We start from the raw sequence: 24,653 nt of genomic DNA on the forward strand, positions 1-24,653 counted from the left end.
ATGTCGTTCGTCCTCTAGCTGATGTCCGTGGTGAGCCTGACCATCCTGATCGGGCGGCCCATGTCCAGCACGCGCTCGGCCATGTCCTCGCCCCAGCCCGCCGACTCCAGGAACCCGAGCACCGCGTAGTTGTCGGCGAACACCCAGGTGACGATCTGGCGGAAGCCGTCATCGCGCAGGTAGTCGACGGTCGCGTTGAGCAGGCGGCTGCCGTGACCCCTCCGTACGAAATCGGGGTCGACCAGCAACGTCAGCATCTCGGCCGCCACGGTGGGATCCAGGTCGGGATCCTCGGCGGGGGCGTGTGAGGCCAGCCCCACCACGCGTTCGCCACCCCGGGGGGTGGTCAGGGCGGCGCTGCCGCCCGCGCCGAGGGCCGGGAAGCCCTCGGTGTCCAGGATGGTCTCCACCGCCACCAGGACCCTGTGCCTGGGGGTGGGCGGGGCGACGATCGCCTCGTCCCACTGGCGGAGCCACATCTTCTCGGCTGCCGGGCCTGTCATCTGCTCGAGGGGGCCCTCGGGGAGGAAATCCCGATAGCCGTAGCGCCAGGCGCGGATCTGACAATTCGCAACCTGGAGCACGTCCTCGCGCCGGGCCGCCCGGACGCCTACGTCTGCCATCTCGGCCCGCTCCTTCGCCTGCCGTTCATGCCACAAGGCACGACTTACACCGTATCGGTGTTTGAACCTTGGAGACGACGCGAACCCCTCTTCACGGCTCTAAAGCGGCGTGTCGGTTACAAGATCGCGGTCAGCGTCCGGGCGAGCCGCCGGACTCCTTCGTGCAGCTCCGCGAGATCGGCGGCGGCCATGTGGGTCACCCGGATCCTGGGTCCCGGCGGCTCGGACGGGTAGTACATCCGGCCGGGGCTCACCAGCACCCCGTTGCGCCTCGCGGCCTCGACCAGGGCGTTCTCGTCGACCTCGGCGGGCAGCCGGACCCACAGGTGCATCCCGCCGATGGGCAGCAGATGCACCTCCGCCTGCGGCATGCGGGCGGCCAGAGCGGTCGCCAGCGCGTCGCGCCTGGTCCTGATCTCGGCGTGCACGGCCGCCAGATGTCGCGGCCAGGCCGGCGACCCCACGAACTCCAGCGCCGTCTCCTGCAGCGGCCGGGCCACGAAGAACGACTCCACGAGCTGGCTCGCCTTCAGCCGGTGGGCGGCGGGGCCTCTGGCGATGACGGCCGCCACCCGCATGCTCGGCGACAGGATCTTCGTCAGCGACTTCACGTGGACGACGGTCCCGTGCTGATCCATGGAGGCCAGGGAAGGGGGCGCCTGCTCGGTGAGATAGCGGGCGAAGTCATCCTCGATCACGAACGCCCCCGCCGCCCTGGCGACCTGCAGCACCTGCTCCCTGCGCTCGACCGTCAGGGTGGCTCCCGACGGGTTGTGCAGGGTGGGCTGGCAGAGGAAGACCCGCGCCCCGGTGACGGCGAACGCCTCGGCCAGCAGCTCCGGACGTACGCCGTCCCGGTCCATGGGGACGGCCGTGGCCCGCAGCCCGGCCGCCCTGGCCGCCGTCAGCGCACCCGGATAGGTGGGCGTCTCCACCAGCACCGGCGTGCCCGGGGCCGCCAGCGCCCTGAAGGCATGCGTGAGCGCCGCCTGGCCGCCGCTCACGATCAACGCGTCGGCCGCGGTCATGTCACCTCCCGCCTGCCTCGCGAACCACCTCCGCAGCTCGATCAGGCCGGCCAGGGGCGGCATGGCCCAGGCGTCCGGCCGGCGCACGGCACGCGCGGCGGCGGCCGCCAGCTGCTTGTCCGGCCGCAGCCCCGCCCGCAGGTATCCGCCGGTCAGGGGCACCACCCCTTCGGGCGCCCCCGCCAGCAGGGTCGCCACCGGGTCTCCGTCCACGACCCGGTCGCCGAGCGCCACGGTTTGCCAGGAGAGGTCGGCGGCGTCCCGTCCGCCGGTGACCTGCGGCGTCACGAACACCCCGCTGCCGGGCTTCGCGACCACCCGCCCCTCGGCGGCCAGCTGCCCGATGGCCCGGGACACGGTCACGGGGCTGACGTTGTGCCGCCGCATGATCTCCCGGCTGGACGGCAGCCGGGCCCCGGGGCCGAGCCGCGTGGCCTCTTCGCGCAGCATCGCGGCGACTTGGGCGATACTGCTATCGTTGTTCATGAAAGTTAAGAATAGCGCTACTCTTCCGACCGAAGTAGCGCTCCCTCGTCCGGGAGCGCAGGCACGTCAGGGCACCGCCCTGGCCTTCCTGGGCGTCCTGGCGTTCTCCGGCTCGTTCCCGGCCACCGTCTACGCCATGCAGGGGCTCGACCCGTGGCTGGTCGCGATAGGCCGGGCGGCGGTAGCCGGGGTGGTGGCCCTGGTCTGTCTGAAAGCCGCCGGGAAGCCGCTGATCCCCGAGAGGCGGGAGTGGTCGTCGTACGCGCTGATCTCCCTGGGGGTGGTCTTCGGCTTCCCCGTCTTCAGCGGACTGGCCCTCGCCCTGGGCGCCAGCACGTCACACGCCGCGGTGGTGATAGCGCTCCTGCCGGCCGCCACCGCCGCCTGCGCCGTCCTGAGGGCGGCCGAACGGCCCCGCCCCCTCTTCTGGATGGCCTGCGCGGCGGGCGCGGTCGCCATCACGGCCTTCACCCTCACCCAGCACGAGGGGAAGACCTCCTGGCCCGATCTCCTCCTGGTCGGCGCCCTGATCTCGGCGGCTGTCGGCTACACGGAAGGCGGCCGCCTGTCCAGGAACACCCCGGGCTGGCAGGTGATCTCCCGCGTGCTGGTGCTCTCCCTCCCCCTGACCGCCCCGATCGCCACGGCCATAGCCCTCGCCACCCCCGTCAACCCCACCCCGCAGGCGATCGCGGGCTTCGCGTACGTGTCGCTGATCTCGATGTTCCTCGGCTTCTTCCCCTGGTACGCGGGCCTGGCGAAGGGCGGCATCGCCAGAGCGGGCCAGACCCAGCTCACCCAGCCCCTCCTCACCCTCGTCTGGGCCTGGGTCCTGCTGGGCGAGCGATTCGGGCCGGCCACGGTGGTCGCGGCCCTGGCCGTGCTCGTCTGCGTGGCCGTCACCCAGCGCGCCCGTACTTGAAAGCCGTGACGCCGCCCAGCAGGATGGGGGAGGAGGTGTCACAACAATGGCGGACCTCACGATCCCAGAGGGCGGCTTCTGGCCCGCGCCGGAGATCCCGCAGCCCAACATCTATCCCATGGAATGGCGGGTCGAGACCGAGAAACTCGCCGCCATCTACGAAAAGTCCAAGCGCACGGTCTGGAACCCGGCCGACCTGCCCTGGGACGGCCTGGACCCGGACGACTTCACCCGGGAGCAGCGCCTGGGCATCATGTACTGGTTCGCGGTCCTCGCGAACTTCGACGCGTCCGGACCGGCCGTGTTCGCCCGCGCCACCATCCAGGCCTTCGAGAAACACGAAGAGGACCCGGTCAGGAAGTGCTTCTTCTCGATCACCCGGGACGAGATGAACCACGAGGAGTGCTGCCAGCGCACCATCGCCAGGCTCTGGCCCGGCGGCCCCCTCAACTGGACCCCGTCCGACGACCTCGAATCAGCGGCCCACAACAACATCGGCTGGCTCTATCACAACGGCGGCCGCTACTGGAACGGCTACAACTCGGCGGTCGGCAAGTATTCGCTGCCGGTGCTCTTCACCAGTTTCATGATGGGGGAAATGGCCGCCTCGACGCTCTTCAGGGGCATGGCCTCCGGCACCCGGCATCCCGTCTTCGGTGAGATGTTCCAGCGAATAGGGCGCGACGAGTCCCGCCATCTCCAGATCTGCATGACGATTCTGGAGAACGAATGGCCGGGGCTCACCGACGAGACCCGGGTGCTCATCACCCGCCAGCTCAGAGCCGGTTTCGTCTTCCTCAGCATGATCCTCTGGGAGCCGCCGGAAGGCTTCTGGGAGCTGCCCCCGTACTTCCTGGCCAACCATCGCGTCCTCATGGACCACGCCAGGCAGGCGGGGCTCGGTGTGCTGTCGTACGAGGAACAGGCGGAGAACTGGCGCGTGGCCATGGCCCGGATCCGCGCCATCGTGGAGCGCTGGGGGATCGCCTTCCCCGCCATCCCCGAGTTGGACCTGGAAGGCGTGCAGGTGGACTTCATCGATCCGGAGGACATCATCCCGGTCTTCTAGGCTGCTGCCATGTGGCCGCGAATCGACGGAATGAGAGTCATGGAGTTCGGCACGCCCGGCGAACTCCGCACCCGGCTGACCGGGCTGGTCCTGTCGGGCTCGAAAACGGCCACGGCCGGTCTTCTGGCGCTGGATTATCACGCCGAGGGCGAGGAGGTGGAGCACGTCGGCGAGCGTCTGGCCGTGGTGGACGACTCGGGGGCGAAGGCGGCGGAGATCGAGATCGCGAAGGTGGAGCTGACGCCGTTCGCGGACGTCACCTGGGGGTTCGCCCAGGCGGAAGGTGAGGGCTTCCGCTCGATAGACCACTGGCGCGAAGCCCATCGGCGGTACTGGGGCGGCCACGGGTATGAGGTGGACGACTCGACGACGGTGGTCTGCCTGTGGTTCCGGTTGGCTGATTAGTCGGGAAGGGCACGCGAGCTGGTCGCGCCGTTGACCAGCACGTCGAGCCCGGTTGAACCGTTGACCAGCACGTCGAGCCGGTCGCGCCGTTGACCAGCACGTTGAGCCGGTCGAACCGGGAGATCAGCCGCTCCACGTCGTCGGGCCACGCGCACGTCCGCCTTCACGAACCGAACGCTCGACATCCGTCAGGGTAGCCGGCATGCCCGGCCTTCGTGGTCAGCGAGCTCGGCGGCTGGCCGAAGGCCGAGCGGCCGGATGATCAGGAAGAAGGCCAGCGCTCGTCGGGTGCTCAGGAAGAAGGCCGGTGCTCGTCGGGTGCTCAGGAAGAAGGCCGGTGCTCGTCGGGTGCTCAGGGAGAAGGCCAGTGCTCCTCAGGTGAGACGAAGCTGCCGCGATGCGGGATGGTGAAGACCCATCCCTGCTCCCGGAGCAGCGCTATGGCCCGCCGCACGGTCTCACGCGCGGCGCCGTACTCGCGCACCAGCGTGACCTCGGTCGGAAGCGGGCGGTGCGCCGGCAGCTCCCCTGCCTCGATGCGCTTGCGGATCTGCTCGGCGATCTGCCGGTAGAGCGGGACCTGGCCGTCCGCTGACTCGCCGGGGGCGCTCACGAACGTGCCCCCGCCCTGGCGCGTGTGGACCAGCCCTTGATTCCGCAGCAAGCGGATCGCCCTGCGCGCGGTCGTGCGTGCGACGCGGAACTCCCGCTGGATCCCTGCCTCGCTGATCAGGACATCTCCCGGGGAGAGCCCTTCGATGATGCGCGTCTTGAGGACTTCGCTGATCTGAACGTAGAGGTAGGTGCCACCCGAGCGATCCAGCACTCCTCAAGGATATACAAGCCAACGGTCAAAGGGAGAGCCGTTAACCCCTATTTCGTAGGCCACTTTTCGGGCTCGTTCACATATGTCCCCCTATAAGGAACCGTGAACACCCAGCCCTGCTGCCTGAGATGCGCAACGGCCTTGCGGACCGTGACCTTTGCAGCCCTGTGTCGCAGCATCAATGTTTTCTCGCTCGATATTGCGCGGTTCGGCCGGAACTCGCCACGCTGGATTCTTGTGGCTATATCCCCGGCGATTTCCAGATAAAGGGCTTTTGACTGCCTTATCCGTGGAACGCCCATGGGTCCTACATATGTGCCTTCACCTTGTATGGTGTGGACGAGCTGGCGCTCCCGCAGCTCTCGAACCACATTGCGCGCCGTCGTTCTCGCTATGCCGAACTCCGCTTCCAGAGCCGCCTCGCTCGGCACGGCCTCGCCGGCTCGCAACCGCCCATCGCTGATCTGTGCTTGGATCGCATCGGCGATCTGCACGTAGATCGGGACGGGTCCATCACGATCGAGCATGCTCATAGCCTAGACGTCTGGATACAAGCAGTCGAGCAGAGTCAGACCTGGGGCCACGACTCCTCTGGCGACACGTAACTGCCGCGCTGGGCAACGGTGTAGATCCATCCCTGCTCCCGTAGGAGCGCCATGGCCCGCCGTACGGTCTCCCGGGCCACGCCGTACTGCCCCACCAGTACCGACTCGCCCGGTATAGGCCGTCGCGGCGAAAACCGTCCCGCCTTGATCTGCTCGGCGATGTCCGTCGCGATCTGCTGGTATATCGGCACTTTCCGCTGCTTGCGAGGAGCTTCGTCCGGGCCGCCGACGAAGGTGCCTTCGCCCTGAACGGTGTAGATGAGCCCTTCCTCGCGAAGCACATGAACCGCCCGCCTGGCGGTGGTCCTGGCGACCCCGAACTCCTGCTGGATGTCCGCCTCGCTCGGCACAGGGTGTCCGGACGCGAGCCCGGAGACTCGCTCTCGGAGGATCTCGGCGATCTGGAGGTAGATGTGGGTGTCCCCGTCGTAGTCGAGCACCTTTGCAACTTAGACCAACAGGTGCAAGACCGCCCATATCGTTCTGTCTGTTTAGACAGAGCGCTCTTTATCGCTAGACAGAAGGAGACAACTAGACGTATCGTTCTGCCATGCGCCAACCTCTTGAGTTGCCCTGCTGCCACCTTGCGCCGCATGTGCCGGATCCGCGGCCCGGTCAGATCGCGATCAGGTGGCATCCCGCGCCGCCGCGGGATGCGCGGGTGCAGGTCAAGGACTACACGTGCGCGTGCTCGCCGACGTTCTACGAGCTGTGTCAGAGTGGCGGCCAGTATTTCATTCGCAGAACTAGCTGTATTGGCGAAGATGTGGTGATAGAGGAGAGTGTCCGGAACATTTACACCAGAGTGCTGGCTACTTGGACTAGATTGCTGGATGGAAACGCACGCTGATCGCTATGAACCCGTGCCGGACATGCACCTGTAAATGCGGCTTCTCGTTCGAGTTTCCGGCAACGGGCTGGAGATTGGTGGATCGTACGCCATCTCCCGCTGGAGTGAGCACGCCGTCACCCGTTCGACGACGTGACCAGCCCGCGTGGAAATACACCAGACGATGGCAGACCATGAATGATCGATCCTGCGGTTGCAACGAGCACTCCTACGCCGCCCCTTTCCGGCGTTCGGTGGGCGGCTTCCCACGCGGAGGCATATGAGCCGTGCCTTGGCCTAACGTTCAGGGAGTCGCGCTGCACCGTACGAACGGCGCTTGCTGATGCATCCCGCCGCCTGTGAGAGGCGAGAGTGGGTGGGTGTCCGGTCCGCGCTTGGCCGCCGAGCGCGAGAACCGGACACCCCAGGTGATGGCACGGGAGTGTGCCATCGGGGGCGCACCTGCGTGACCCCAGGCGACGCGCCTGCCCACAGCCCGGTGAGGGGCGATGGGCTTCGCCTGGGATCGGTGCGTATGACGGGCATGATCTCGCGCCCTCCGGAGGCGCGGGGCCATGCCACGGCGAGTCATGGCCGGCTGACGTCCGTAACGGCCTACCCGCGGTCATTAGGCTCTCATGGCCGTCACTTGGAAAACGGCTGTTCGGCGCTATACACAGGATGATTCCCTTTGATGTCCAGTGGGTTCATGCTCCCTACTGGAAGCGATTTATGTAGGGATTCGCCGCCAAGCAGCGTCCGTGATGATCAGGTGGTCGAGCAGGCGGAGGCCGACCGTCTCGGCGGCCTGGACGAGCTGGGCCGTGGCCTCCAGGTCGGCCGGGCTCGGCTCGAGGGAGCCGCCCGGATGGTTGTGGGCAAGGCCGAACACCGCACCGCCCGAGGTGAGCACTTCCGTGATCACTTCCCGGATCGGCACGGGCGTGTGGTCGGACGCGCCCTCGGTCAGGACGGAATGTTTCAGCACCCTGCCTCGGGTATCGCACACCACCATGACCAGCCGCTCCTGCCTGCGGCCGCGGAGCAGCGGCGCGCAGTGGTTGGCGAGATCGGACGTGCTGGTGATCCGTTGGCGCTCCGGCCATGCGTCCGCGCGGCGTACGAGATGAAAGGCCGCGACGACTCTGGCGGCCTTGGCCGGACCCACTCCGGGCACGGCGAGTAACCGATGCGGGTCCGAACGGCGGAGGCCGTCGAGATCTCCGCAGTGCTTGATCACCTGGCTGGCCAGATCCAGGGCACTCGTCCCGCGAAATCCCGAGCCGAGCAGCACGGCCAGCAGCTCACGGTCTGCCAGCGCGGCGGCACCGCTGGACATGAGCCGTTCGCGCGGCCGGTCGCTCGCGGACAGGTCTTTGACTCGCATCGGCAACCTCCGCACCCGTTCTATCAACGCGCACCGACAATCTCTGACCTGGGCGAATGGGTGTTCCTTTTGTGGTCGTGCGTGCGGAAGGTCGGCTCGGCGGATGGTCGGCCTCGACTACCGCTGCGGAGGGCGGTCGGGCCGTCTCCGGTGCGATCTCGTACGGTGACAGCGCCGGCCTGGGCTCCAGTCACCGGGTGGGTGGAGCCCAGCGGCCGGGAGAAGACCGGTTTCTAGTGCGTTGACCACATACGGTCACCGGGTTTGATGACACGCCGTTCGAGGTCCACGGCGGGTGTGCCGGGTGGCCCCACCACTTAGAGCCTGCTGACAAAGGGATTTGGTGTCGGAGTCTGAGCCAGGAGATGGTCGGGTTTGGTCATGTTCGGGCCGTTGACCTGAGAATGGGAGCGGGCTCCCGGTAGCTGAGGTGTTGTCTAAGATCGCATCCGTGATGAGGACCACGCCGCCGCGCCCGCTCGATGTTGCGGTGTTGTTCCCGGAGCTGGCCGCTTACCGTGGCACGACTACCCGGCTGCACCCTCGTCCGGGCAGCCCGGACATGTCGTCCAGTTCCGTAGGCGGGCCCCTTCTGTGGCCAGCGGACGAGCCATGGCCGGTGTGCACGGAGCCGCACAAGCGCGGGACCGGCCGGCGCCCCGCGGACATCCATCGGGAGCGACAGATCCTCGCAACCGCCTGGGCCCGCGATTCGGACCCCGGTCTTACGACGGAGGAGCAGGCACTCCTGGAGGAGCTGGCGCGGAAGCATCGCGTCGCGGGGGTGGCCGACACCGATCCGCTGCCGATGATCGGCGTCGCCCAGCTGTACCGGCGGGACGTTCCCGACCTGCTGGCGGGACCGGACGGGTGCGACCTGCTCCAGGTGTTCTGGTGCCCGTTCGACCGGCACGGACCCACCGGCTACGGCATGTCGCTGGACCTCCGCTGGCGCCGATCCTCCGAGGTGGCTGAGGTCCTGGCCGCGCCACCCCGACCAGCGGTCGTGGGCTTTGAGGGATATGTCCCGGAGCCCTGCGTGCTGCACCCGGAACAAGTGGCCACCTACCCGTTCGCCGGACTGCTGCCCGAGGACCTGCGCGCCCGGATTTACGCCTGGGAGGAAGCCCTCGAGGAGGAGGCCGAAGAGACGGTGGACGACGACGCACCCGAGGCACCCACCTACCAGCACGACCTGTCCATTCCGCCCGGCTGGCGCGCCGGAGGGTTCGCGTCGTGGCACAAGACCGACCCGTCTCCCATGGACTGCCGGACCTGCACGGCACCGATGGACCTACTGCTGACCATCGACAGCAAAGAGTGGGACGGCGGCAGCGGCAGCTGGAAGCCGATCGAGGAACAGGACCTGCCCACGCACCGGTTCGCCACGCCGACCGAGGTCGCGGTGGGTAACTGGGGTCAGCTGAACGTCTTCGCCTGCCCCGTTCCCTCGCATCCGCACCGCTGGAGCATCCAGTAGTCCGTCAGGTCTGTGATCCCTCGTGTGTGCTCAATGCAGTCGCACTCTGACCGGATTCCCACGATTGAGCGTCGCGGCCATGATCGGCGGCCGAGAGCTGTGCTCGTGAATATCGAACGCGATGCAGTTCGGGTGCCTCCCGAAGCACTGAGCCCTTGTCTGTAACGGTGGCAGCTCTGCGCGTGCCTGCTGACATAGGGATTTGATACTCGAAGGCGGGGTTCAGAAGATCACTGGGATGCGGTCATTTTCGGGTCGTTGACCCGTGAATGGGAGCGGGCTCCTGGTAGCTGAGGTGTTGTCTACGCATCTCGGCGGCCAGGAGCCCGTGCTTGTCTGCTTACACGCTCGCGTCCGTGGACGCCAGTGGTTGTGCTTCACCGGGGCGCCGGTGTCATGGCCGGAAGCCGTCATATCCGTCGGATCTGACCGATGCCGAGTGGGCGGTGTTGGAAGGCGAGGCGCGGGCGGTGATGGCCGAACTGATCGCGACCACGGGTCGGCCGATGGTGCATGACCTGCGGGCGGTGCTGGACGCGATCGGCTATGTGACCAGGTATGGGATCGAGTGGCGGGCCCTGCCGGTCGACTTTCCCCCACACGAGGCGGTGTATGGGTTCTTCCTGCGCTGGTCTCGGCGTGGTCTGCCCGAACGGCTCGCCGGGCGGCTGCGCGGCAGGCTGCGAGTCATGACCGGACGCTGCGAGCTGCCGACGGCCGGGTGTATCGACTCCCAGACGGTCAAGGCGGCCGAAACCGTCGGGGCCGCGGCCTGCGGTTTTGACGGGGGCAAAAAGATCAAGGGGCAGAAGCGTCATATCGCGGTCGACACGCTCGGGCTGTTGCTGTGTGTGATCGTCACCGCCGCGTCGGTCCAAGACCGTGACGGCGCACACCCACTGCTCGCCCTGCTGCGGGAGAAGTTCTCCACCATCACGCTGGTGTGGGCGGACGGCGGCTACGCCGGGCGCTTGGTGACCTGGGCCAGGCAGGTCCTTAGTGTGACCATCGCGATCGTCAAGCGCTCCGACGACCTGCGCGGCTTCGTCGTTTTGCCCCGCAGGTGGGTGGCAGAGCGAACATTCGCCTGGCTGGCCCGCTACCGCCGGCTCGTCCGGATCTACGAACGCAGGCCCGAGCACCACGAAGCCCTGATCTGGTGGGCCACCGCGCACCAGATGGCCCGCCGCTTGACGCGCGAACTGGCAGGTCAACCGCCCCCTGACCGCTGGGGCGACCCGCCGCCGCTACCGGTGTTGTCCAGTCCCGACCGGCGCGGCAAGGTCCTGGAACTCTTGGCCGCTCAGCCCTGGCGGGCCTGGAAAGGGGCAGAGTTGGCCGCCATCCTCGGAATCGATGACATCAACAGCTTCCGTGTTCAACTGTCCCAATGGTCCCACCAGGGTTACATCAACAAGATCGGGCCAGCTCTCTACGGCCCCATCCCCATCAGCACTTAAGCCTTTGTCAGCAGGCTCTTAGCCCGAGTGGTGGGGCAGCTGTTACGTTCCGGGCATGGAAACAGTCCCGTTCACCGGCGGTGAGAAGGAAAGCCTCCAGGCCAGCATGGACCGGCATCGCGACGCGGTGCTGTGGAAGATCGAGGGCCTGGACGACGAGGCGCTTCGACGCCCCATGACCCCGTCCGGGACGAACCTCCTGGGCCTGGTCAAGCATCTGGCGGCTGTCGAGTACTGGTGGTTCGCCGACACATTCGGGCAGGAGCACGAGGAGCTCCCGTTCGACGACGATGACGAGGACGCCGACCTGCGCGTCGACCCCGGCGAGACGACGGCCGACGTGCTCGCCTTCTACGCCCGCGCCCGCGCGTCCTCGGACGAGGTCATCGAGAAGTTCGGCCTCGAGGACCTCGGCACCAACGAGCGCGGCGAGAGGATGACGCTGCGCTGGGTGCTCATCCACATGATCGAGGAGACCGCCCGGCACGTCGGCCACATGGACATCGTGCGCGAGCTCATCGACGGCGCGAGCGGCGACCACCGGCGGGCCTAGAGGCTGTCTCCTTGTTCGCAAGGAGGTCCCAGCTGGCTCCAGCCAGACGGGATGTCAGGCGACCTGAGACGGCTACTCGGATACTGTCGCTGCGGAGGTGAAGGCGTGTCCTGGCCGTCTGTGATCATTCTTGCCCCCACGGAGCGACGCCCGTTGCTTGAAGGGCGAATCCGTTCCTTTCAGCTCGTGCCGGATCCAGTCACAGGCGATGAACGGCTCCACTGGCACGGGTACTCGTATTACGTAGACCTCTCAGGCAGGATTCTGGCGGACTACGAGCCCGACGAGCTTGAGCAGGTGACGGCCCGGATCGGCAAGCCGTACGGGGTCTATGTCTCGTGCGAGTCCATGAAGGCGGCACGGGCCTTCCTACTCGATGTTCTCGATGGCTTCGACGGCCTCATCGACACCAACCACTACGATATCCTGCCGACGAGTGAGTTCCTCACACTGGTGGACCGTCACCCGGGATGGGACTGGCGTCGCCAACCAAGCACAGACCTGCGGTAGAGCGTCCTTCACCTGCGTGCCCAGATGAGGATGGCGGCGACGTGGAGTGCGGCCTGGTAGGCAATGGCGAGCTTGTCCGTTCGCATGGCCAGACCGCGCCACTGCTCGAGGCGGTTGATGCATCGTTCGACGGTGTTGCGCTGCTTGTATGCCTCGGCGTCGAACCCGGGCGGGCGATCTCCGGCGCGGCCTCGTCGCAGGCGGTTTCCGACCTGGTCGATGCGCTGCGGGATGACGGCCCGAATGCCGCGCCGGCGGAGATGCTTGCGGATCGCACGAGACGAGTAAGCGCGGTCCGCGAGGACGGCCTCCGGCCGGGTTCTCGGCCTCCCAAGCCCGCTTCGCGCCACCCGGATCCTGGCCATGACTGCTTCGAAGGCAGGCGCGTCACCCGCCTGGCCTGCGGTGACGTGGAGGGCCAAGGGTCGTGCCCTGCTGTCACTGGCCAAATGGACTTTCGTGCTCAGGCCGCCGCGGGAGCGTCCGAGTGCGTGATCGTCGGGTTCGGATCGGCTCGGCACTCCCCTTTTCCTGGCTCCGGCGGCGTGCTGGTGAGCCCTGCATACGGTGGAGTCCACCGATAACGATCACAGGTTGGGCGAGGATTTTCAGGCGGCCGGTGCGAGGGGCCGGCCGCCCCAGCGGAGGCCCTTCTCGCTTCGGATGCGGACGCGTTCGCGGCGTTGGGCGGCCAGCACGTCGGGGTGGCGGGCGTCGGCCGGACCGCGTACATGACCGTGGGCGTTGCGCCAGCGCAGGTAGGCGTGCAGGGCGCCGGTCTGGACGGTGTGGTTGCGGTGGTCGGAGTTGGCCAGCGCGAACTGGCGCAACGGTCCGAAGTGCGCCTCGATCGGATTGGCTCGCCCCGTCGCGTCTGGTCAGGGCCGTCGCAGTCGCTCCCGGGTAAGGGCATCGCCGTCGTGTCCGGGCAGGCGTGGTCGGCTCCAGGCGATGGGGGACACCGGATTCGCCCGGAGCCGGGGTGTTCGGGGCTAGACGGGCATGCTGTACGTGACTCTGAAGCGGTCGCCTGGAATGACGATGTCGCTTGTCTCCACGGGACGGTCGCCGGCCCAGTGCGTACGTTCGACGTGCAGCACGTGGACACCGGCCGCCAGATCGAGCGCGTCGCTCTCCACCGGACGGGGAACGCGGGTGTGCACGCTCTCGACGACCTCGGTGATCTTCACGCCGTGGGCGTACATCCGCGCGACCAGGCTCCGCCGCTCCTCCTCCGAATGGGGGGCGAACTCCAGCGGCTCGTACGAGGTGACGAGCTGCAGGGGTTTGCCCTCGCCGCGAAAGATGTAGTGCGTTTTGGTCAGTGTGGTCGACTCGCTGAGGCGCAGGCGTCTGGCGATGTCAGGTCCAGCTTCGGTCGGCTCGCTGTGCCAGTCCCACGTCACGCGCCTGCCTTGAGACTGCAGGTCGGCCGCGAACGGGGCGGGGTGATCGAGAAAGCGCCATCGGTAGAGCGATGTCAGGTCAGGACGTTCCCTGACGTAATGACCCGAGCCCACGCGGCCGATGATGAGGCCTTCGCCCGCGAGCACGCGTAGCGCGTGCCGGGCTGCTGTCTCGCCGACCTGATATTTACGGGTCAGCTGCGCCCGCGATGGGATCGGCGCGCCGGGGGGAAGGGCGCCGTCGGTGATCTGCCGCCGAATGTCTTCGACGACACGCAGGTAGACCGGATCTGAGGTGGCCACTAGTCCATCCCTGGGGGTTCGTGTGAGGCGTTGCCCCATGTTGCCGTATTCGGCAGGTAACCGACCGTCATCGACGGCTGTTGGAGCCCCAACTTTGCGATGGCAGAAAATTATCGGAGAAACCGTGTAACACCGGTGTAAGGGGTGCCGATTCTCCGGTAGAGGTCGTCGATGTGTGTACCCCCGAGCACATATCGGCGACCTCTTCCCATGCGTACGGCTTGGGATTCTGTGGCGCTTGAGCACCTATGAGACCAGCTTTGGGCGGTGACCGCCGCCCCCGGGCCACGACCAACTCGCCGCGCTGCTCCCCATTCGCGAACGCGTTCAGGGCGCCGGACACCCCGACACCCTGGCCGTCCGGCACAACCTCGCTCGCTGAACGGAGGAAGCAAAGGGGCCTGCTCCACGAGCTCTGCCCAGCGTGCGGCCTTCGCGGCGCTACGAGCGGATCGGTGGCCAGGAACGCGGCGTGGCCGGTCGACCCCCGTGGGATGCCGCCCCATGTCTACGAGGACCGGCGGCGATCAGGCAGGGATCGCATTCACGAGGCCGCCGTCGATGACCAGGTCCTGCCCATTGATGTAGGACGCCTCATGGGAGGCGAGAAACGCCACTGCTGTGGCGATCTCCTCCGGTTGGCCGAACCTGCCCGCCGCGATACGACCGGTGATGGCCGCAAGCTCCGTATCGCTCAACGCTGCGGCGGGATACATCGGTGTGTCGATGTATCCGGGACTGATCGAGTTGACGCGGATGCCCCGGGGCGCGAGATCCGCCGCAAGAGTGCGGGCCAGGTTGTGCACCGCCGCCTTGGTAGCTGAGTACAGCGTGAGGATGCCGTTGCCGCGGTGCAGGGTCCAGGAGGCGTTGATGACAATGGAGCCGTTCTCGGCGATCAGCGGCAATGCCTGCTGGATCGTGAAGAACACGCCTTTGAAGTTCACGTCGACGGTGTGATCGAAGTCGGTCTCGGTGATATCGGCGAAAGGTGCAAAGGCGCCCACTCCGGCGTTGGCGAAGACGACGTCCAGCCTGCCGAATCGCGTCCTGATCGTGGTCATCAGGGCGTCCAGGGCCCTGAGGTCGGCTGTGTCCGCCACCACGCCGAGAGCGCGCGGGCCGAGCACGGCGGTGGCCTGGTCCACGCGTGGCCGGGTGCGGCCGGTGACGATCACGTGGGCGCCCTCGGCGATGAGGCGGTGTGCGGTGGCCAGTCCCATGCCGCTCGTGCCGCCGGTGATCAGGACGGTCTTATCGGTGAAGCGTGTCATGCGAGTGCTCCGGAGATCCAGTCGGCGGCCATGGCCAGCCAGTCGGGGCGGGCGTTGCCGAGCAGGTGGTCGCCATGTGGCAGGGACACGTAGCGCCCCTGCGGGGCCAGGCGGGCCAGCGGTTCGCCATTGGTCACGCCGGGGATGACGTCCTGGCCACCGTCGATGACCAGCAGCGGGCAGCTGATCTGCGGGGCGAGGGCGGACAGATCCACCTGGCCGGCGAAGCGGCGGGCCGCTTCTTCGCCACCGGCCCGCTCGATGAGGAGATCCCGTACGGGAGGTGGCAGGACGTCCCAGTGCAGCCGGAAGGGGCCACTGACGGTGACGGCGGCCGCGACGCGGCTCTCCCGGGCGGCGCTTTCTGCGACGTAGTAGCCGCCGAGGCTGAGCCCGACGAGTCCGACGTTCCGCAGGCCGAGTGCGTCGATGACCTGGCCGATCACGTGGTGGTAGTCGGCGCGTACGGTGCTGGTGGCGGCGAGCGCGCCCTGACCCGGCCCGTCCATCGCGTACACGGCCAGGCCCCGGCGCAGCAGGGCGGCGACGACGTCGTGGAACTCCTCCTTGCCGGAGTCCAGCCCCGGAACCACCACCACCGTCGCGGCGGCATCGGCGGGGCCGCGCAACCAGCCGGTGAAGCCCGGCCCTTCGATCCGGCGCGCCTGCGGCTCCAGCAACTCCAGCGCCCGTCCCATGGCGGTGTCGGCCTCGGCCGCCGCGAGCGCGCTCGCCCGGTTCGGTCCCAGGGTGGCGAAGTGGAACCAGCGCGCCGCCACTTGGAAGTGCTCGCCCGTCGAGATCGCCGTGGCCGCCTGCCCGGCGCGCGCCAAGTGCTCGCGTGCGGCGCGCATGAAGGCCTCGCCCCACTGATCCAGGTCCGTCAGGTCGCCGGTGACGCGCAGGTACTCGTGCGGGTCCAGCCCGGCTCCGGTGGCGCGTGACAGGTTGGCGGCGGCGAAGTCCGCGGCGCTCATCGCGATGCTCCGATCGTCAGCACGGCCTTGCCGCGGATCCGGCGTTCCCGCAGGTCGACCAGGACGTCGGCGGTCCGGCTCCAGTCGGCGGTGCGGCCGATCTCGGGGTGCAGCCGCCCGTCGGCCGCCAGGCGGACCAAGGTGGCCAGGTCGCGACCGTACGGCGCGCCCGCGTAGTGGAAGTGCCGGATCACGGCGTTCTGCGGCCCCGCGAGCAGATCGAAGAAGTTCACCGTCGCAGGGGTACGGCTGGCCTGCCCGAACCACACCAGCAGACCATCCGGCACCAGCCGGGCCAGCGCGGCCGGGAGCGCCTTGCCGCCGGTGGACTCCAGCACCACGTCGAACGGCCCGTCCGTCTCGTCCACATCGTGCACGATCGCCGCCGCGCCCAGCTCGCGCAGGCGTGCGCCGCGCTCAGCCGTGGCGGTCACCGCGGTCACCTCCGCCCCGGCCGCGGCGGCGAGCTCGGTCAGGTAGTGCCCCACTCCGCCGGAGGCGCCAGTCAGCAGCACCCTCCTGCCCGTCACGGCGCCGACCGTGCGGAGCAGCCGCAGCGCGGTGATCCCGGCCAGCGGCAGGGCGGCCGCCTGCACGGTGGTGAGCCCGTCGGGCAGCACAGCGATCGAGTGGGTGGGCACGGCCGCGTACTCGGCCCAGCCGCCCATGGGCGGATGGCCCACCACCAGGCTTCCGGCCGGCGGGCCCGAGCCGTCGGCGGCGGCCTGCACGACCAGTCCTGCGACGTCCTTGCCCGGCAGCAGACCGGGCTCCGGCGCCTCCAGCAGGAACGTCTCCCCGCGATTCGGGGAGAACGCCTCTACCTTGATCAGCACCTCGTCCGGGGCAGGCACGGGCTGAGCGGCCTGGGCGAACGTCACCGGCCGCGAGGCATCTCCCGTAGGGATCAATCTACGCATGCGGCTATGAAACCGGCGAGCGGATCGCCTGAGCCAACAACGGACGCGAGGAGCCGACAACCATGGGTTGTCGTCTATGGTGACAGCCGTGGACTTGGACCTGGCGCAGGTGCGTGCGTTCGTACAGGTGGCAGAAGAGCTGCACTTCGGCCACGCGGCCGAGGAGCTGTCCATCTCCCAGCAAGCCCTCTCCAAGCGGATCGCCCGCCTGGAGTCCACGCTCGGCAGGCGCCTGCTCGACCGCGGCAGCCAGGGGGTGCGCCTCACCGAGGCCGGCCAGCGTTTCCTTGAGCCCGCCCGGCAGGCGCTGGCCGCCGCCGACCTGGCCGTGGCGGCCGTGCTGGACACGCACCGCCCGCTGCGGATCGACGTGTGGGGCCACCTGTACGCGCCCATGCGCACCCTGGCCCAGGTGGCGACCGGCGAGCCGCTGCGCCTGGAACTCGGGCACGGCCGCGACCTGCCCTCGGTGATCACCGCGCTGCTCCACGGCGACATCGACGCCGCCTTCGGCCGCGTCCACGCGCCGCTCCCCACCGGGCTGACCCATCGCCTGGTACGGCTGGAACCCGTGGACGCCATCCTCCACGCCGACCATCCGCTGGCGAACGCGCCCGCGATCCGTCCGGCGCAGTTGCGCGACGGCGTACTGTGGACGCCCGGCGCGCTCCACCGGCTGGACTTCCTGCACCGCTTCGCCACGGCCTTCGGCATCCACCGGTACGCCGAAGGCACGAACCTGGGACTGGACCACTTCCTGGACGACCTGGCGGCCGACACGCACCGCTTCGGCCTGCTGCCCGCAGACATACCCCTCCCGCCGCACCCGGCGATCCGCTCGGTCCCGCTGATCGACCCCACACCGCTGTACGCCTGGTCACTGCTCTGGCGAGACAACGGCGGCCACCCACTGCTGGACACCTTGACCAGCGCCCTCGTGACGGAAGCCGAGCGCAATCGGTGGCTGGAACACGATCCCGCCCGCGATTGGCTACCCGAGCGCCACAGCACGGACGCCGGCGCATCGACTGCATCATGAGCAGCCTGGCCCGCCAACGGGCCGCTGAACGTCGGCGGCGATGCAGCCGCTCCGGCGGTGGGCGGCGTCGTACGGCAGTGGTCCGCCGCGGCCGTTGATCGAGCCGCGGAACATACGACCCGAACCCGGCGACACCGGTCGCACACCAGTGGTCCCTTGATATGGCCGCATAGTGGCCGTATCTCGGAGAGCCACTTTCTCCTAAGTTGTGGGGTCAACCCCCATCGGAGCATCTCCCTGAATCGCCAAGCCATCCCGCACCCGACCAGCGCCTTCAGGTTGCCCAAGCAAGCAAGAGGAAATTTCATGATTGACATCGGCAAGCTCCTTCCGTCCGACCGAGACGCTTGGGAGGGCTTGTTCCGCGCGTACATCGACTTCTACCAGCGGGTGGAGCCGGACGAGATGTACGACCGCGCATGGCAGGAGTTCCAGGCAGACACTCGCGTACATGCCTACGGCGCGAAGTTGGACGGCGAACTGGTGGGCATCACCCACTTCTTCGCCCACGCGAACACCTCCGCCCCCGACGCAGACGTGTGCTATCTGCAAGACCTGTTCACCGCTGCAGAGGTTCGAGGCAAAGGCGTGGGCCGCGCATTGATCGAAGCCGTGACCGACTGGGCCCGCGAACGCGGCTGCCTCCGCGTGTACTGGAACACGCACGAGTCCAACACCACGGCCCGCAACTTGTACGACAAAGTGGCCGAGAATCGGGGCTTCATCCGGTACCAGATCGAACTGCCGCGCTAGGGACTTGAGCTTCTCGGCAACGTCCGTGAGGTCCGGCGCGATCTTAAGTGCGTCGGGGACTTCGCCCTTCCAAGCCGTGCCGGGCGCAGCGGCTGTCAGGCTCGCACCGATGCGTGGCGTGAGGTCGCCGGTGGATGACGTGAGTGGTCTTGTACGCTTACGGTCGCTCGGCGCAACGGTGGTAGCCGACCTACCAGCCGATCTTCTGGGTGGACTCCCGTCCTCGGCATGGTCGTGCTTCGTACCAAATGCATGGCTGCGGTCGGAGGGTCTAGGTGAGGAGGGTGTCGTCTTGAGGGAAGACCTCGAGATGCCCGTGAAATGGGGCAAAAGGCACCTGCGGGTAGGCAAAGCGGGGTGGCGGCGTCCAAGGAATTTCTGAATCCAGGTAGCGTTCGCACTATGGCATCGCCAACTGGAACCACAGACGCGCCCTTCGGTCGCATGCTGACCGCGATGGTCACGCCGTTCACCTCCGACGGCGAAGTCGATTATGCGGCTGTGCGACGTCTTGCCACGTATCTGGTGGACGAGCAGCACAACGACGGCCTGATCGTCAACGGCACGACTGGTGAGTCGCCCACCACCACGGATGAGGAGAAGCAGCGTATCGTCAGCGCCGTCCTCGATGCGGTGGGCGATCGCGCGACCGTGGTGGCAGGGGCGGGCACCAACGACACCCGCCACAGTGTCGAGCTCGCGAAGCAGGCGGCACGCGCCGGCGCGCACGGCCTGCTGGTGGTGACGCCTTACTACAACAAGCCTCCGCAAGAGGGGCTGTATCAGCACTTCACCGCCGTCGCCGATGCAACCGCTCTTCCGGTTATGCTGTATGACATTCCGGGACGCAGTGGCGTGCCGATCAAGACGGAGACCTTGCTCCGGCTGGCGCAGCACGAACGCATCGTGGCCGTAAAGGATGCGAAGGGGGATCTCTTCGCCGCAAGTCAGGTGATGAGCGCGACCGATCTCGCCTTCTACTCCGGCGACGACCTGCTCAATCTCGCCTGGCTCTCCCTCGGCGCGGCGGGGTTCGTCAGCGTCGTCGGACACGTGGTGGGCGCCGAGCTGGCGCGCATGATCCACTTGCACAAGAATGGCGACGTCGCCCAGGCCCTGGCCATCCACAGCCAGGTGGCCCCCGTGGTAGACGGGATCATGCTTCGCGCGGGTGGCGCGATCATGGCGAAGGCGGCACTGAGCATGGTGGGCGTCCCAGCGGGGCCGGTACGGCTGCCGCTCGTGGACGCGACAGAGAAGCAAATCGCCGAGCTGCGTGCTTGCCTGGTAGCCGGCGGGGTGAAGTTGACAGACGCATAGGAACGGGGAGGAACCGGGAGTTTTGAGAACACGATCTGACCGTGGGGGCCAGGCATGAGCCATCCGCATCCTGAGCTTGGCCCCCCGCCCACGCTGCCCGATGGCGGCCTGCGCATCGTCGCGCTCGGCGGGTTGGGGGAGATCGGCAGGAACATGGCCGTCTTCGAATATGACGGCCGTCTGTTGATCGTCGACTGCGGGGTGCTCTTCCCCGAGCCCGAGCAGCCGGGCGTCGACCTCATCCTGCCCGACTTCGAATACATCAGGGACCGGCTCGACGACGTCGAAGCCGTGGTGCTGACGCACGCCCACGAAGACCACATCGGGGCGGTGCCATACCTGCTGCGCGAGCGGCGCGACATCCCGCTCATCGGGTCCAGGCTCACGCTTGCGCTGATCGAGGCCAAGCTCACTGAGCACCGGATCCAGCCCACCAAACTCGAGGTCATCGAGGGTGAGAGGCACGTCTTCGGGCCTTTCGACTGCGAGTTCCTCGCGGTCAACCACTCGATCCCCGACGCGCTGGCCGTCGCCATCAGGACGCCTGCGGGCATCGTCCTGCACACCGGCGACTTCCGTATGGACCAGCTGCCGAGCGACGGCCGTCTCACCGACCTCGGCGGCTTCGCCAGGCTCGGGACCGAGGGCGTCGACCTGCTGATGTCCGACTCCACCAACGCCGAGGTGCCGGGATTCGTCACCAGCGAGCGCGAGATCGGGCCGGTCATCGATGAGGTGATCCGCACTTCGGAGCAGCGGGTCATCGTGGCGAGCTTCGCCTCGCACGTGCACCGCATCCAGCAGGTGATGGACGCCGCCGCCAAGCACGGTCGCAAGGTCGCCCTGGTCGGCCGTTCGATGGTGCGCAACATGGGCGTGGCCCGCGACCTGGGATATCTCAGGGTGCCGCCGGAGCTGATCGTCGACTCGCGCGACATCGAGGAATGGCCGCCGGAGGACGTGGTGCTGATCTGCACCGGGTCCCAGGGCGAGCCCATGGCGGCACTGTCCAGAATGGCCAACCGCGATCATCCGATCCGCATCGCCGAAGGCGACACCGTGCTCCTGGCCTCGTCGCTGGTGCCGGGGAACGAGACCGCGGTCAACAAGGTGATCAACGGCCTGACCAGGTGGGGTGCCCGCGTCGTGCACAAGGGCAACGCCAAGGTGCACGTCTCCGGCCACGCGGCCGCCGGCGAGCTCCTGTACGTGCTGAACCTGACGCGCCCGTCGAACTTCATGCCCGTACACGGCGAATGGCGCCATCTGCGCGCACACGCCAAGCTGGCCGCTCTCACCGGCGTGCCCGAGGACCACATCGTGATCGCCGAGGACGGGGTCGTGGTGGACCTGGTCGACGGCCGGGCGAAGATCGTCGGTGCGGTCCATGCCGGGTACGTCTACGTCGACGGCTCGTCCGTCGGGGAGATCACCGACACCTCGCTGAAAGACCGCCGGATCCTCGGCGACGAGGGATTCATCTCCGTGGTCGTCGTGGTGGACTCCAACACGGGCAAGCTCACTGCCGGCCCGGAGATCCACGCGAGGGGCTCCGGCATCGATCCCGTCCAGTTCGAGGAGTTCATCCCGCAGATCGAGCGCGCCCTCCAGGAGAAGGCCGCGGACGGCGTGGTCGACATGCAGGAGATCCGCCGGGTGGTCCGCCGCACGGTGGGGCGCTGGGTCAGCGACACTTACCGCCGCCGGCCCATGATCATCCCTGTGGTGCTCGAGGTCTGAGTCTCCGGACGGTACGGCAGGACTTCTCGCCTGCCGTACCTCTGGGGGACAGGCGTGCACCGCCTCGCCAATCGCGGACATGTCAGGCGTCCCTTCGCCGTATCAGCCAGCCTGCGGCGACCAGGGGGAGGGCTGCGTAGGCGACGAGCGCCGCGGCCGCCACGGCGGGTGGCAAGAGGTAGCCGTAGACCGACGTGGTGATGATGTCGCCGGTGATTTCGCGGGGGAGCGCGCCGATCATCAGCGAGCCCAGACGGTCGCTCCATGGCTCCGGGATGTTGCCGATGATTATGGGGATGACGTACACGAGTCCGACCATGATGGCGATCGCCGCGGCGGCGGAGCGCAAGAGCGCGCCCAAGGCCAGGCCGAGGAGCGCGAACGTGGGCACGGTGAGGCTGAGGGTGGTCAGGAGCGGCAGCCTGTCCAGGAAGGCGCTGGTGTACGCGCCGGAGAAACGATCTCCCAGCACCCATCGGGTGACGAAATAGGTGCCGAAAACCGTTGCTGAGCCGACGAGCAGGCCCAGCGTGCCCACGACCGTGGACTTGGCGGCGAGTATGGGCCAGCGGCGGGGGACGACGGTCAGGCTCGTTCTGATTAAGCCGGTCACGTATTCGGAGGTAATGGCGAGTGTGCCCAGAATGCCCATGCAGAGCTGGGGCACGATCACGACCGCTTCCTCCAGGTCCGCGATGCGGGCGCTTGGCCGTTTGGCGGCAGGAGCGGTGTCGTACATGTGAGCGGCCATTACGGCGAGTCCGAGTCCCAGGAGTATCGCGCCGAGGCTGAGGCCGAGGATCAGATACGTCGAGCGGACGGAGCGGATCTTCAGCCACTCGGAGGAGAGGACGGTCTTCATCGGGCTGCTCCGTACTGCACGCTGTCAGCGGTCAGGGACATGTAGGCGTCTTCGAGCGACGGGTAGCGGGAGGTGAGCTCTGCGACGGTGGCCTCGGCGATCAGCTTGCCGCGGCCGATGATGACGATGCGCTCGGCGGTCAGGGCCATCTCGCTCATCAGGTGGCTGGAGAGCAGGATCGTGCGGCCTTGCGCGGCGAGCGAGCGCATGAGGTCGCGGATCCAGCGCACGCCGTCGGGGTCGAGGCCGTTCACCGGCTCGTCGAACATCAACACCCCTGGATCGCCGAGCAGCGCCGATGCTATGCCGAGCCGCTGTTTCATGCCGAGCGAGAACCCGCCCACCCGTTTGCGTGCCACGCCTGTCAGCCCGACTTGGTCGAGCACCTCGGCCACCCGTTTGGGGCCGATGTCGTTGGTGCGGGCCAGCGAGAGCAGGTGATTGTAGGCGCTGCGGCCGCCGTGGACGGCACTCGCGTCGAGGAGCGCGCCGACCTCGCGCATGGGCTTGCTGAACGAGGTGTAGCGGTGACCGTTGACCAGTGCTCGGCCCGAGGTCGGGGCGTCGAGGCCGAGGATCAGGCGCATGGTGGTGGACTTGCCGGCGCCGTTGGGGCCGAGGAAGCCGGTCACGTGGCCCGGCTCGACCGTGAAGGACAGGTCGTCCACGGCGAGTGTGTCGCGGTAGCGCTTTGTCAGGTGCTGGAGTTCGATCACGGCGTAAAGGATGCTGGACGGCTGGCCGCCGGCGCGTCGGACTACGGTTCGAATCTCAAGGTCAGACCCTGGGTTGACGTGCGCCGGCCGCCGTAGCGGCTACCGTTCAACGCGTGGACGACACCCATCCCTTCTTCGCCAGGCGCCTGCGCCGTCACCAACTCATCATGCTCGATCTGGGAGCAGGGGTGTGCTTCGCGTTCACGTCATTGACGGTGTCGGTGAACGCGACCGCGCTGCCGCCCTGGGTGAGGATCGCTGTTCCCCTCGGGCTGGGGCTGCCGCTGGCCGTGCGAAGGCTGTGGCCGTTGCCCGTCTTCTGCTTCACGCTGGTGGTGGCCGCCTTCGCCGCGCTGGTCGACGCCGTGAAGTTCGCTTATCTGGGGCCCGCGTACGCGCTCTACATCGTCGCCCTCTCCGGCAGGCTCGGCGCTGTGGTCCCGACGTCGGCCATCGTCGGCGGGTTGAGCGTCGTCTCGCTCTTCGGACTTGCTGTAGCAGGTGCCCCAAGCGGCAGCGCGCCCGGATGGCTGCAGCATCTCGACCAGCCGCTCATAGGGATCGCTGCGCTCGGCGGTGCGTGGACGGTGGGCCGGGCCGTGCAGGAGCGCAGGTTCTATGCGGCGCGTGACACCGAGCGGCTGGCAGCGCAGGCGGTGACGGAGGAAAGATTACGGATCGCCCGCGAGCTGCACGACGTGGTCACGCACAACGTGGGGCTGATCGCGGTCAAAGCAGGCGTGGCCAACCACGTGATGGCGACCAGACCGGACGAGGCGCATGACGCGTTGCGCGTGATCGAGACGGCGAGTCGGAGTGCGTTGGTGGAGATGCGTCATTTGCTCGGTGTGCTGAGGTCCACGTCTGAGCCCGATCTCGTTCCCGCACCAGGTCTGACGGGGATCCAGGGGTTGGTGGAGCAGGCTCGACTGGCGGGGATCGAGGTTCGGCTCCAGATGCGGATCGGTGGTCGCGGCGATGAGAGCGAGGCGCGGGTCGGTGGTCGCGATGGTGAGGGCGGGGCGCGGATCGGCTGGGAGTCGCGCGTCCGGGGAAACGGTGAAGGCGAGGCGCGGGTCGGTGGTCGCGATGGTGAGGGCGGGGCGCGGATCGGCTGGGAGTCGCGCGTCCGGGGAAACGGTGAAGGCGAGGCGCGGGTC

The 24,653-nt window shown here is 67.8% G+C and carries 26 protein-coding genes and 1 pseudogene; 12 read left to right on the forward strand and 15 right to left on the reverse strand.

Annotation, left to right across the window (positions count from 1 at the left end):
* Positions 1-14 precede the first annotated feature (14 nt).
* On the reverse strand, positions 15-623 hold the full coding sequence (locus tag AB0H84_RS46660; protein WP_344986506.1) for a GNAT family N-acetyltransferase: 609 nt from the start codon (positions 621-623) through the stop codon (positions 15-17).
* Positions 624-739: 116 nt separating this feature from the next.
* Positions 740-2,137, reverse strand: a complete 1,398-nt coding sequence (locus tag AB0H84_RS46665) for a PLP-dependent aminotransferase family protein (protein ID WP_357619662.1) — start codon at positions 2,135-2,137, stop codon at positions 740-742.
* Between AB0H84_RS46665 and AB0H84_RS46670 the strand changes: the two genes are divergently transcribed.
* Genes AB0H84_RS46670 through AB0H84_RS46680 form a run of 3 tightly spaced genes read left to right on the forward strand, consistent with a single transcriptional unit; the run spans position 2,136 to position 4,533 of the window.
* Positions 2,136-3,059, forward strand: coding sequence for a DMT family transporter (locus tag AB0H84_RS46670; protein WP_357619664.1), 924 nt, complete (start codon positions 2,136-2,138; stop codon positions 3,057-3,059). The two genes, AB0H84_RS46665 and AB0H84_RS46670, sit on opposite strands and share 2 nt — an antisense overlap.
* A 46-nt stretch (positions 3,060-3,105) precedes the next feature.
* Positions 3,106-4,128, forward strand: a complete 1,023-nt coding sequence (locus AB0H84_RS46675) for a hypothetical protein (protein ID WP_357619666.1) — start codon at positions 3,106-3,108, stop codon at positions 4,126-4,128.
* 9 nt (positions 4,129-4,137) lie between these two features.
* Positions 4,138-4,533, forward strand: coding sequence for an ASCH domain-containing protein (locus AB0H84_RS46680; RefSeq protein WP_357619668.1), 396 nt, complete (start codon positions 4,138-4,140; stop codon positions 4,531-4,533).
* Here AB0H84_RS46680 and AB0H84_RS46685 read toward each other — a convergent pair.
* The 5 genes from AB0H84_RS46685 to radC form a co-directional block, all read right to left on the reverse strand.
* A complete protein-coding gene (locus AB0H84_RS46685; RefSeq protein WP_357619670.1) occupies positions 4,530-4,700 on the reverse strand; it encodes a hypothetical protein in 171 nt (56 codons plus the stop codon). The two genes, AB0H84_RS46680 and AB0H84_RS46685, sit on opposite strands and share 4 nt — an antisense overlap.
* 185 nt (positions 4,701-4,885) lie before the next feature.
* A complete protein-coding gene (locus AB0H84_RS46690; RefSeq protein WP_357619672.1) occupies positions 4,886-5,359 on the reverse strand; it encodes a winged helix-turn-helix domain-containing protein in 474 nt (157 codons plus the stop codon).
* Positions 5,360-5,406: 47 nt separating this feature from the next.
* Entirely contained in the window at positions 5,407-5,886 is a 480-nt protein-coding gene (locus AB0H84_RS46695; protein ID WP_357619674.1) for a GntR family transcriptional regulator, read from the reverse strand.
* A 41-nt stretch (positions 5,887-5,927) separates the two neighbouring features.
* Complete coding sequence (locus AB0H84_RS46700; RefSeq protein ID WP_357619676.1) at positions 5,928-6,404, reverse strand: GntR family transcriptional regulator; 477 nt, start codon at positions 6,402-6,404, stop codon at positions 5,928-5,930.
* Between the two features lie 1,119 nt (positions 6,405-7,523).
* On the reverse strand, positions 7,524-8,180 hold the full coding sequence (gene radC / locus AB0H84_RS46705; RefSeq protein ID WP_357619678.1) for a DNA repair protein RadC: 657 nt from the start codon (positions 8,178-8,180) through the stop codon (positions 7,524-7,526).
* Between the two features lie 619 nt (positions 8,181-8,799).
* On the opposite strand from radC, the gene AB0H84_RS46710 reads away from it, so the two are divergent.
* From AB0H84_RS46710 to AB0H84_RS46725, 4 genes are all read left to right on the forward strand, one after another.
* Positions 8,800-9,660, forward strand: a complete 861-nt coding sequence (locus AB0H84_RS46710) for a hypothetical protein (RefSeq protein ID WP_357619680.1) — start codon at positions 8,800-8,802, stop codon at positions 9,658-9,660.
* Between the two features lie 332 nt (positions 9,661-9,992).
* Positions 9,993-11,120, forward strand: coding sequence for an IS5 family transposase (locus AB0H84_RS46715; protein ID WP_357619682.1), 1,128 nt, complete (start codon positions 9,993-9,995; stop codon positions 11,118-11,120).
* A gap of 55 nt (positions 11,121-11,175) precedes the next feature.
* Positions 11,176-11,673, forward strand: coding sequence for a DinB family protein (locus AB0H84_RS46720; protein ID WP_357619684.1), 498 nt, complete (start codon positions 11,176-11,178; stop codon positions 11,671-11,673).
* Positions 11,674-11,859: 186 nt separating this feature from the next.
* Positions 11,860-12,183, forward strand: a complete 324-nt coding sequence (locus AB0H84_RS46725) for a hypothetical protein (RefSeq protein ID WP_357619686.1) — start codon at positions 11,860-11,862, stop codon at positions 12,181-12,183.
* 8 nt (positions 12,184-12,191) lie between these two features.
* Here the strand turns inward: AB0H84_RS46725 and AB0H84_RS46730 are convergent, their stop codons facing one another.
* From AB0H84_RS46730 to AB0H84_RS46755, 6 genes and pseudogenes are all read right to left on the reverse strand, one after another.
* Positions 12,192-12,761: an IS5 family transposase gene (locus tag AB0H84_RS46730; protein ID WP_357619688.1), complete on the reverse strand. Its 570-nt coding sequence runs from the start codon at positions 12,759-12,761 to the stop codon at positions 12,192-12,194.
* A gap of 30 nt (positions 12,762-12,791) precedes the next feature.
* Positions 12,792-13,043 (reverse strand): annotated as a pseudogene (locus tag AB0H84_RS46735) (IS630 family transposase); the annotation flags it as partial.
* Positions 13,044-13,175: 132 nt separating this feature from the next.
* Positions 13,176-13,892 (reverse strand): GntR family transcriptional regulator, encoded by a 717-nt coding sequence (locus tag AB0H84_RS46740; RefSeq protein WP_357619689.1) that lies wholly within the window; start codon positions 13,890-13,892, stop codon positions 13,176-13,178.
* A 527-nt stretch (positions 13,893-14,419) separates the two neighbouring features.
* Positions 14,420-15,166 (reverse strand): glucose 1-dehydrogenase, encoded by a 747-nt coding sequence (locus AB0H84_RS46745; protein ID WP_357619691.1) that lies wholly within the window; start codon positions 15,164-15,166, stop codon positions 14,420-14,422.
* On the reverse strand, positions 15,163-16,143 hold the full coding sequence (locus AB0H84_RS46750; RefSeq protein WP_357619693.1) for an alpha/beta hydrolase family protein: 981 nt from the start codon (positions 16,141-16,143) through the stop codon (positions 15,163-15,165). The genes AB0H84_RS46745 and AB0H84_RS46750 overlap by 4 nt, the downstream gene beginning before the upstream one ends.
* The gene (locus tag AB0H84_RS46755) at positions 16,140-17,063 is read right to left on the reverse strand and encodes a zinc-binding dehydrogenase (RefSeq protein WP_357619695.1); all 924 of its coding nucleotides are present in this window, start codon (positions 17,061-17,063) and stop codon (positions 16,140-16,142) included. The genes AB0H84_RS46750 and AB0H84_RS46755 overlap by 4 nt, the downstream gene beginning before the upstream one ends.
* An 88-nt stretch (positions 17,064-17,151) precedes the next feature.
* Here AB0H84_RS46755 and AB0H84_RS46760 point away from each other — a divergent pair, with 88 nt between their 5' ends.
* The 4 genes from AB0H84_RS46760 (at position 17,152) to AB0H84_RS46775 (ending at position 21,915) form a co-directional block, all read left to right on the forward strand.
* Positions 17,152-18,102 (forward strand): LysR family transcriptional regulator, encoded by a 951-nt coding sequence (locus tag AB0H84_RS46760; RefSeq protein ID WP_357619697.1) that lies wholly within the window; start codon positions 17,152-17,154, stop codon positions 18,100-18,102.
* Between the two features lie 306 nt (positions 18,103-18,408).
* Positions 18,409-18,855 (forward strand): GNAT family N-acetyltransferase, encoded by a 447-nt coding sequence (locus AB0H84_RS46765; RefSeq protein WP_357619699.1) that lies wholly within the window; start codon positions 18,409-18,411, stop codon positions 18,853-18,855.
* A 402-nt stretch (positions 18,856-19,257) separates the two neighbouring features.
* Complete coding sequence (dapA, locus tag AB0H84_RS46770) at positions 19,258-20,175, forward strand: 4-hydroxy-tetrahydrodipicolinate synthase (protein WP_357619701.1); 918 nt, start codon at positions 19,258-19,260, stop codon at positions 20,173-20,175.
* Positions 20,176-20,229: 54 nt separating this feature from the next.
* Complete coding sequence (locus AB0H84_RS46775) at positions 20,230-21,915, forward strand: ribonuclease J (protein ID WP_357619703.1); 1,686 nt, start codon at positions 20,230-20,232, stop codon at positions 21,913-21,915.
* Between the two features lie 82 nt (positions 21,916-21,997).
* On the opposite strand, the gene AB0H84_RS46780 is transcribed toward AB0H84_RS46775, so the two are convergent.
* Positions 21,998-22,777: an ABC transporter permease subunit gene (locus AB0H84_RS46780; RefSeq protein ID WP_357619705.1), complete on the reverse strand. Its 780-nt coding sequence runs from the start codon at positions 22,775-22,777 to the stop codon at positions 21,998-22,000.
* Positions 22,774-23,493 (reverse strand): ATP-binding cassette domain-containing protein, encoded by a 720-nt coding sequence (locus tag AB0H84_RS46785; protein WP_357619707.1) that lies wholly within the window; start codon positions 23,491-23,493, stop codon positions 22,774-22,776. The genes AB0H84_RS46780 and AB0H84_RS46785 overlap by 4 nt, the downstream gene beginning before the upstream one ends.
* Before the next feature lie 113 nt (positions 23,494-23,606).
* On the opposite strand from AB0H84_RS46785, the gene AB0H84_RS46790 reads away from it, so the two are divergent.
* Positions 23,607-24,653: histidine kinase (locus tag AB0H84_RS46790; RefSeq protein WP_357619709.1), on the forward strand; the 1,047-nt coding region annotated here is incomplete at its 3' end.

It is taken from the genome of Nonomuraea sp. NPDC050786, from assembly GCF_040654115.1.
GTDB lineage: Bacteria > Actinomycetota > Actinomycetes > Streptosporangiales > Streptosporangiaceae > Nonomuraea.

What these genes read in the sequence shown, in the direction of transcription:
- AB0H84_RS46660 (WP_344986506.1), bottom strand. Translation starts at nt 623, where the DNA reads ATGGCAGACGTAGGCGTCCGGGCGGCCCGGCGCGAGGACGTGCTCCAG.
- AB0H84_RS46670 (WP_357619664.1), top strand. Translation starts at nt 2,136, where the DNA reads ATGAAAGTTAAGAATAGCGCTACTCTTCCGACCGAAGTAGCGCTCCCT.
- AB0H84_RS46665 (WP_357619662.1), bottom strand. Translation starts at nt 2,137, where the DNA reads ATGAACAACGATAGCAGTATCGCCCAAGTCGCCGCGATGCTGCGCGAA.
- AB0H84_RS46675 (WP_357619666.1), top strand. Translation starts at nt 3,106, where the DNA reads ATGGCGGACCTCACGATCCCAGAGGGCGGCTTCTGGCCCGCGCCGGAG.
- AB0H84_RS46680 (WP_357619668.1), top strand. Translation starts at nt 4,138, where the DNA reads ATGTGGCCGCGAATCGACGGAATGAGAGTCATGGAGTTCGGCACGCCC.
- AB0H84_RS46695 (WP_357619674.1), bottom strand. Translation starts at nt 5,886, where the DNA reads ATGCTCGATCGTGATGGACCCGTCCCGATCTACGTGCAGATCGCCGAT.
- radC (WP_357619678.1), bottom strand. Translation starts at nt 8,180, where the DNA reads ATGCGAGTCAAAGACCTGTCCGCGAGCGACCGGCCGCGCGAACGGCTC.
- AB0H84_RS46720 (WP_357619684.1), top strand. Translation starts at nt 11,176, where the DNA reads ATGGAAACAGTCCCGTTCACCGGCGGTGAGAAGGAAAGCCTCCAGGCC.
- AB0H84_RS46745 (WP_357619691.1), bottom strand. Translation starts at nt 15,166, where the DNA reads ATGACACGCTTCACCGATAAGACCGTCCTGATCACCGGCGGCACGAGC.
- AB0H84_RS46750 (WP_357619693.1), bottom strand. Translation starts at nt 16,143, where the DNA reads ATGAGCGCCGCGGACTTCGCCGCCGCCAACCTGTCACGCGCCACCGGA.
- AB0H84_RS46755 (WP_357619695.1), bottom strand. Translation starts at nt 17,063, where the DNA reads ATGCGTAGATTGATCCCTACGGGAGATGCCTCGCGGCCGGTGACGTTC.
- AB0H84_RS46765 (WP_357619699.1), top strand. Translation starts at nt 18,409, where the DNA reads ATGATTGACATCGGCAAGCTCCTTCCGTCCGACCGAGACGCTTGGGAG.
- dapA (WP_357619701.1), top strand. Translation starts at nt 19,258, where the DNA reads ATGGCATCGCCAACTGGAACCACAGACGCGCCCTTCGGTCGCATGCTG.
- AB0H84_RS46775 (WP_357619703.1), top strand. Translation starts at nt 20,230, where the DNA reads ATGAGCCATCCGCATCCTGAGCTTGGCCCCCCGCCCACGCTGCCCGAT.
- AB0H84_RS46780 (WP_357619705.1), bottom strand. Translation starts at nt 22,777, where the DNA reads ATGAAGACCGTCCTCTCCTCCGAGTGGCTGAAGATCCGCTCCGTCCGC.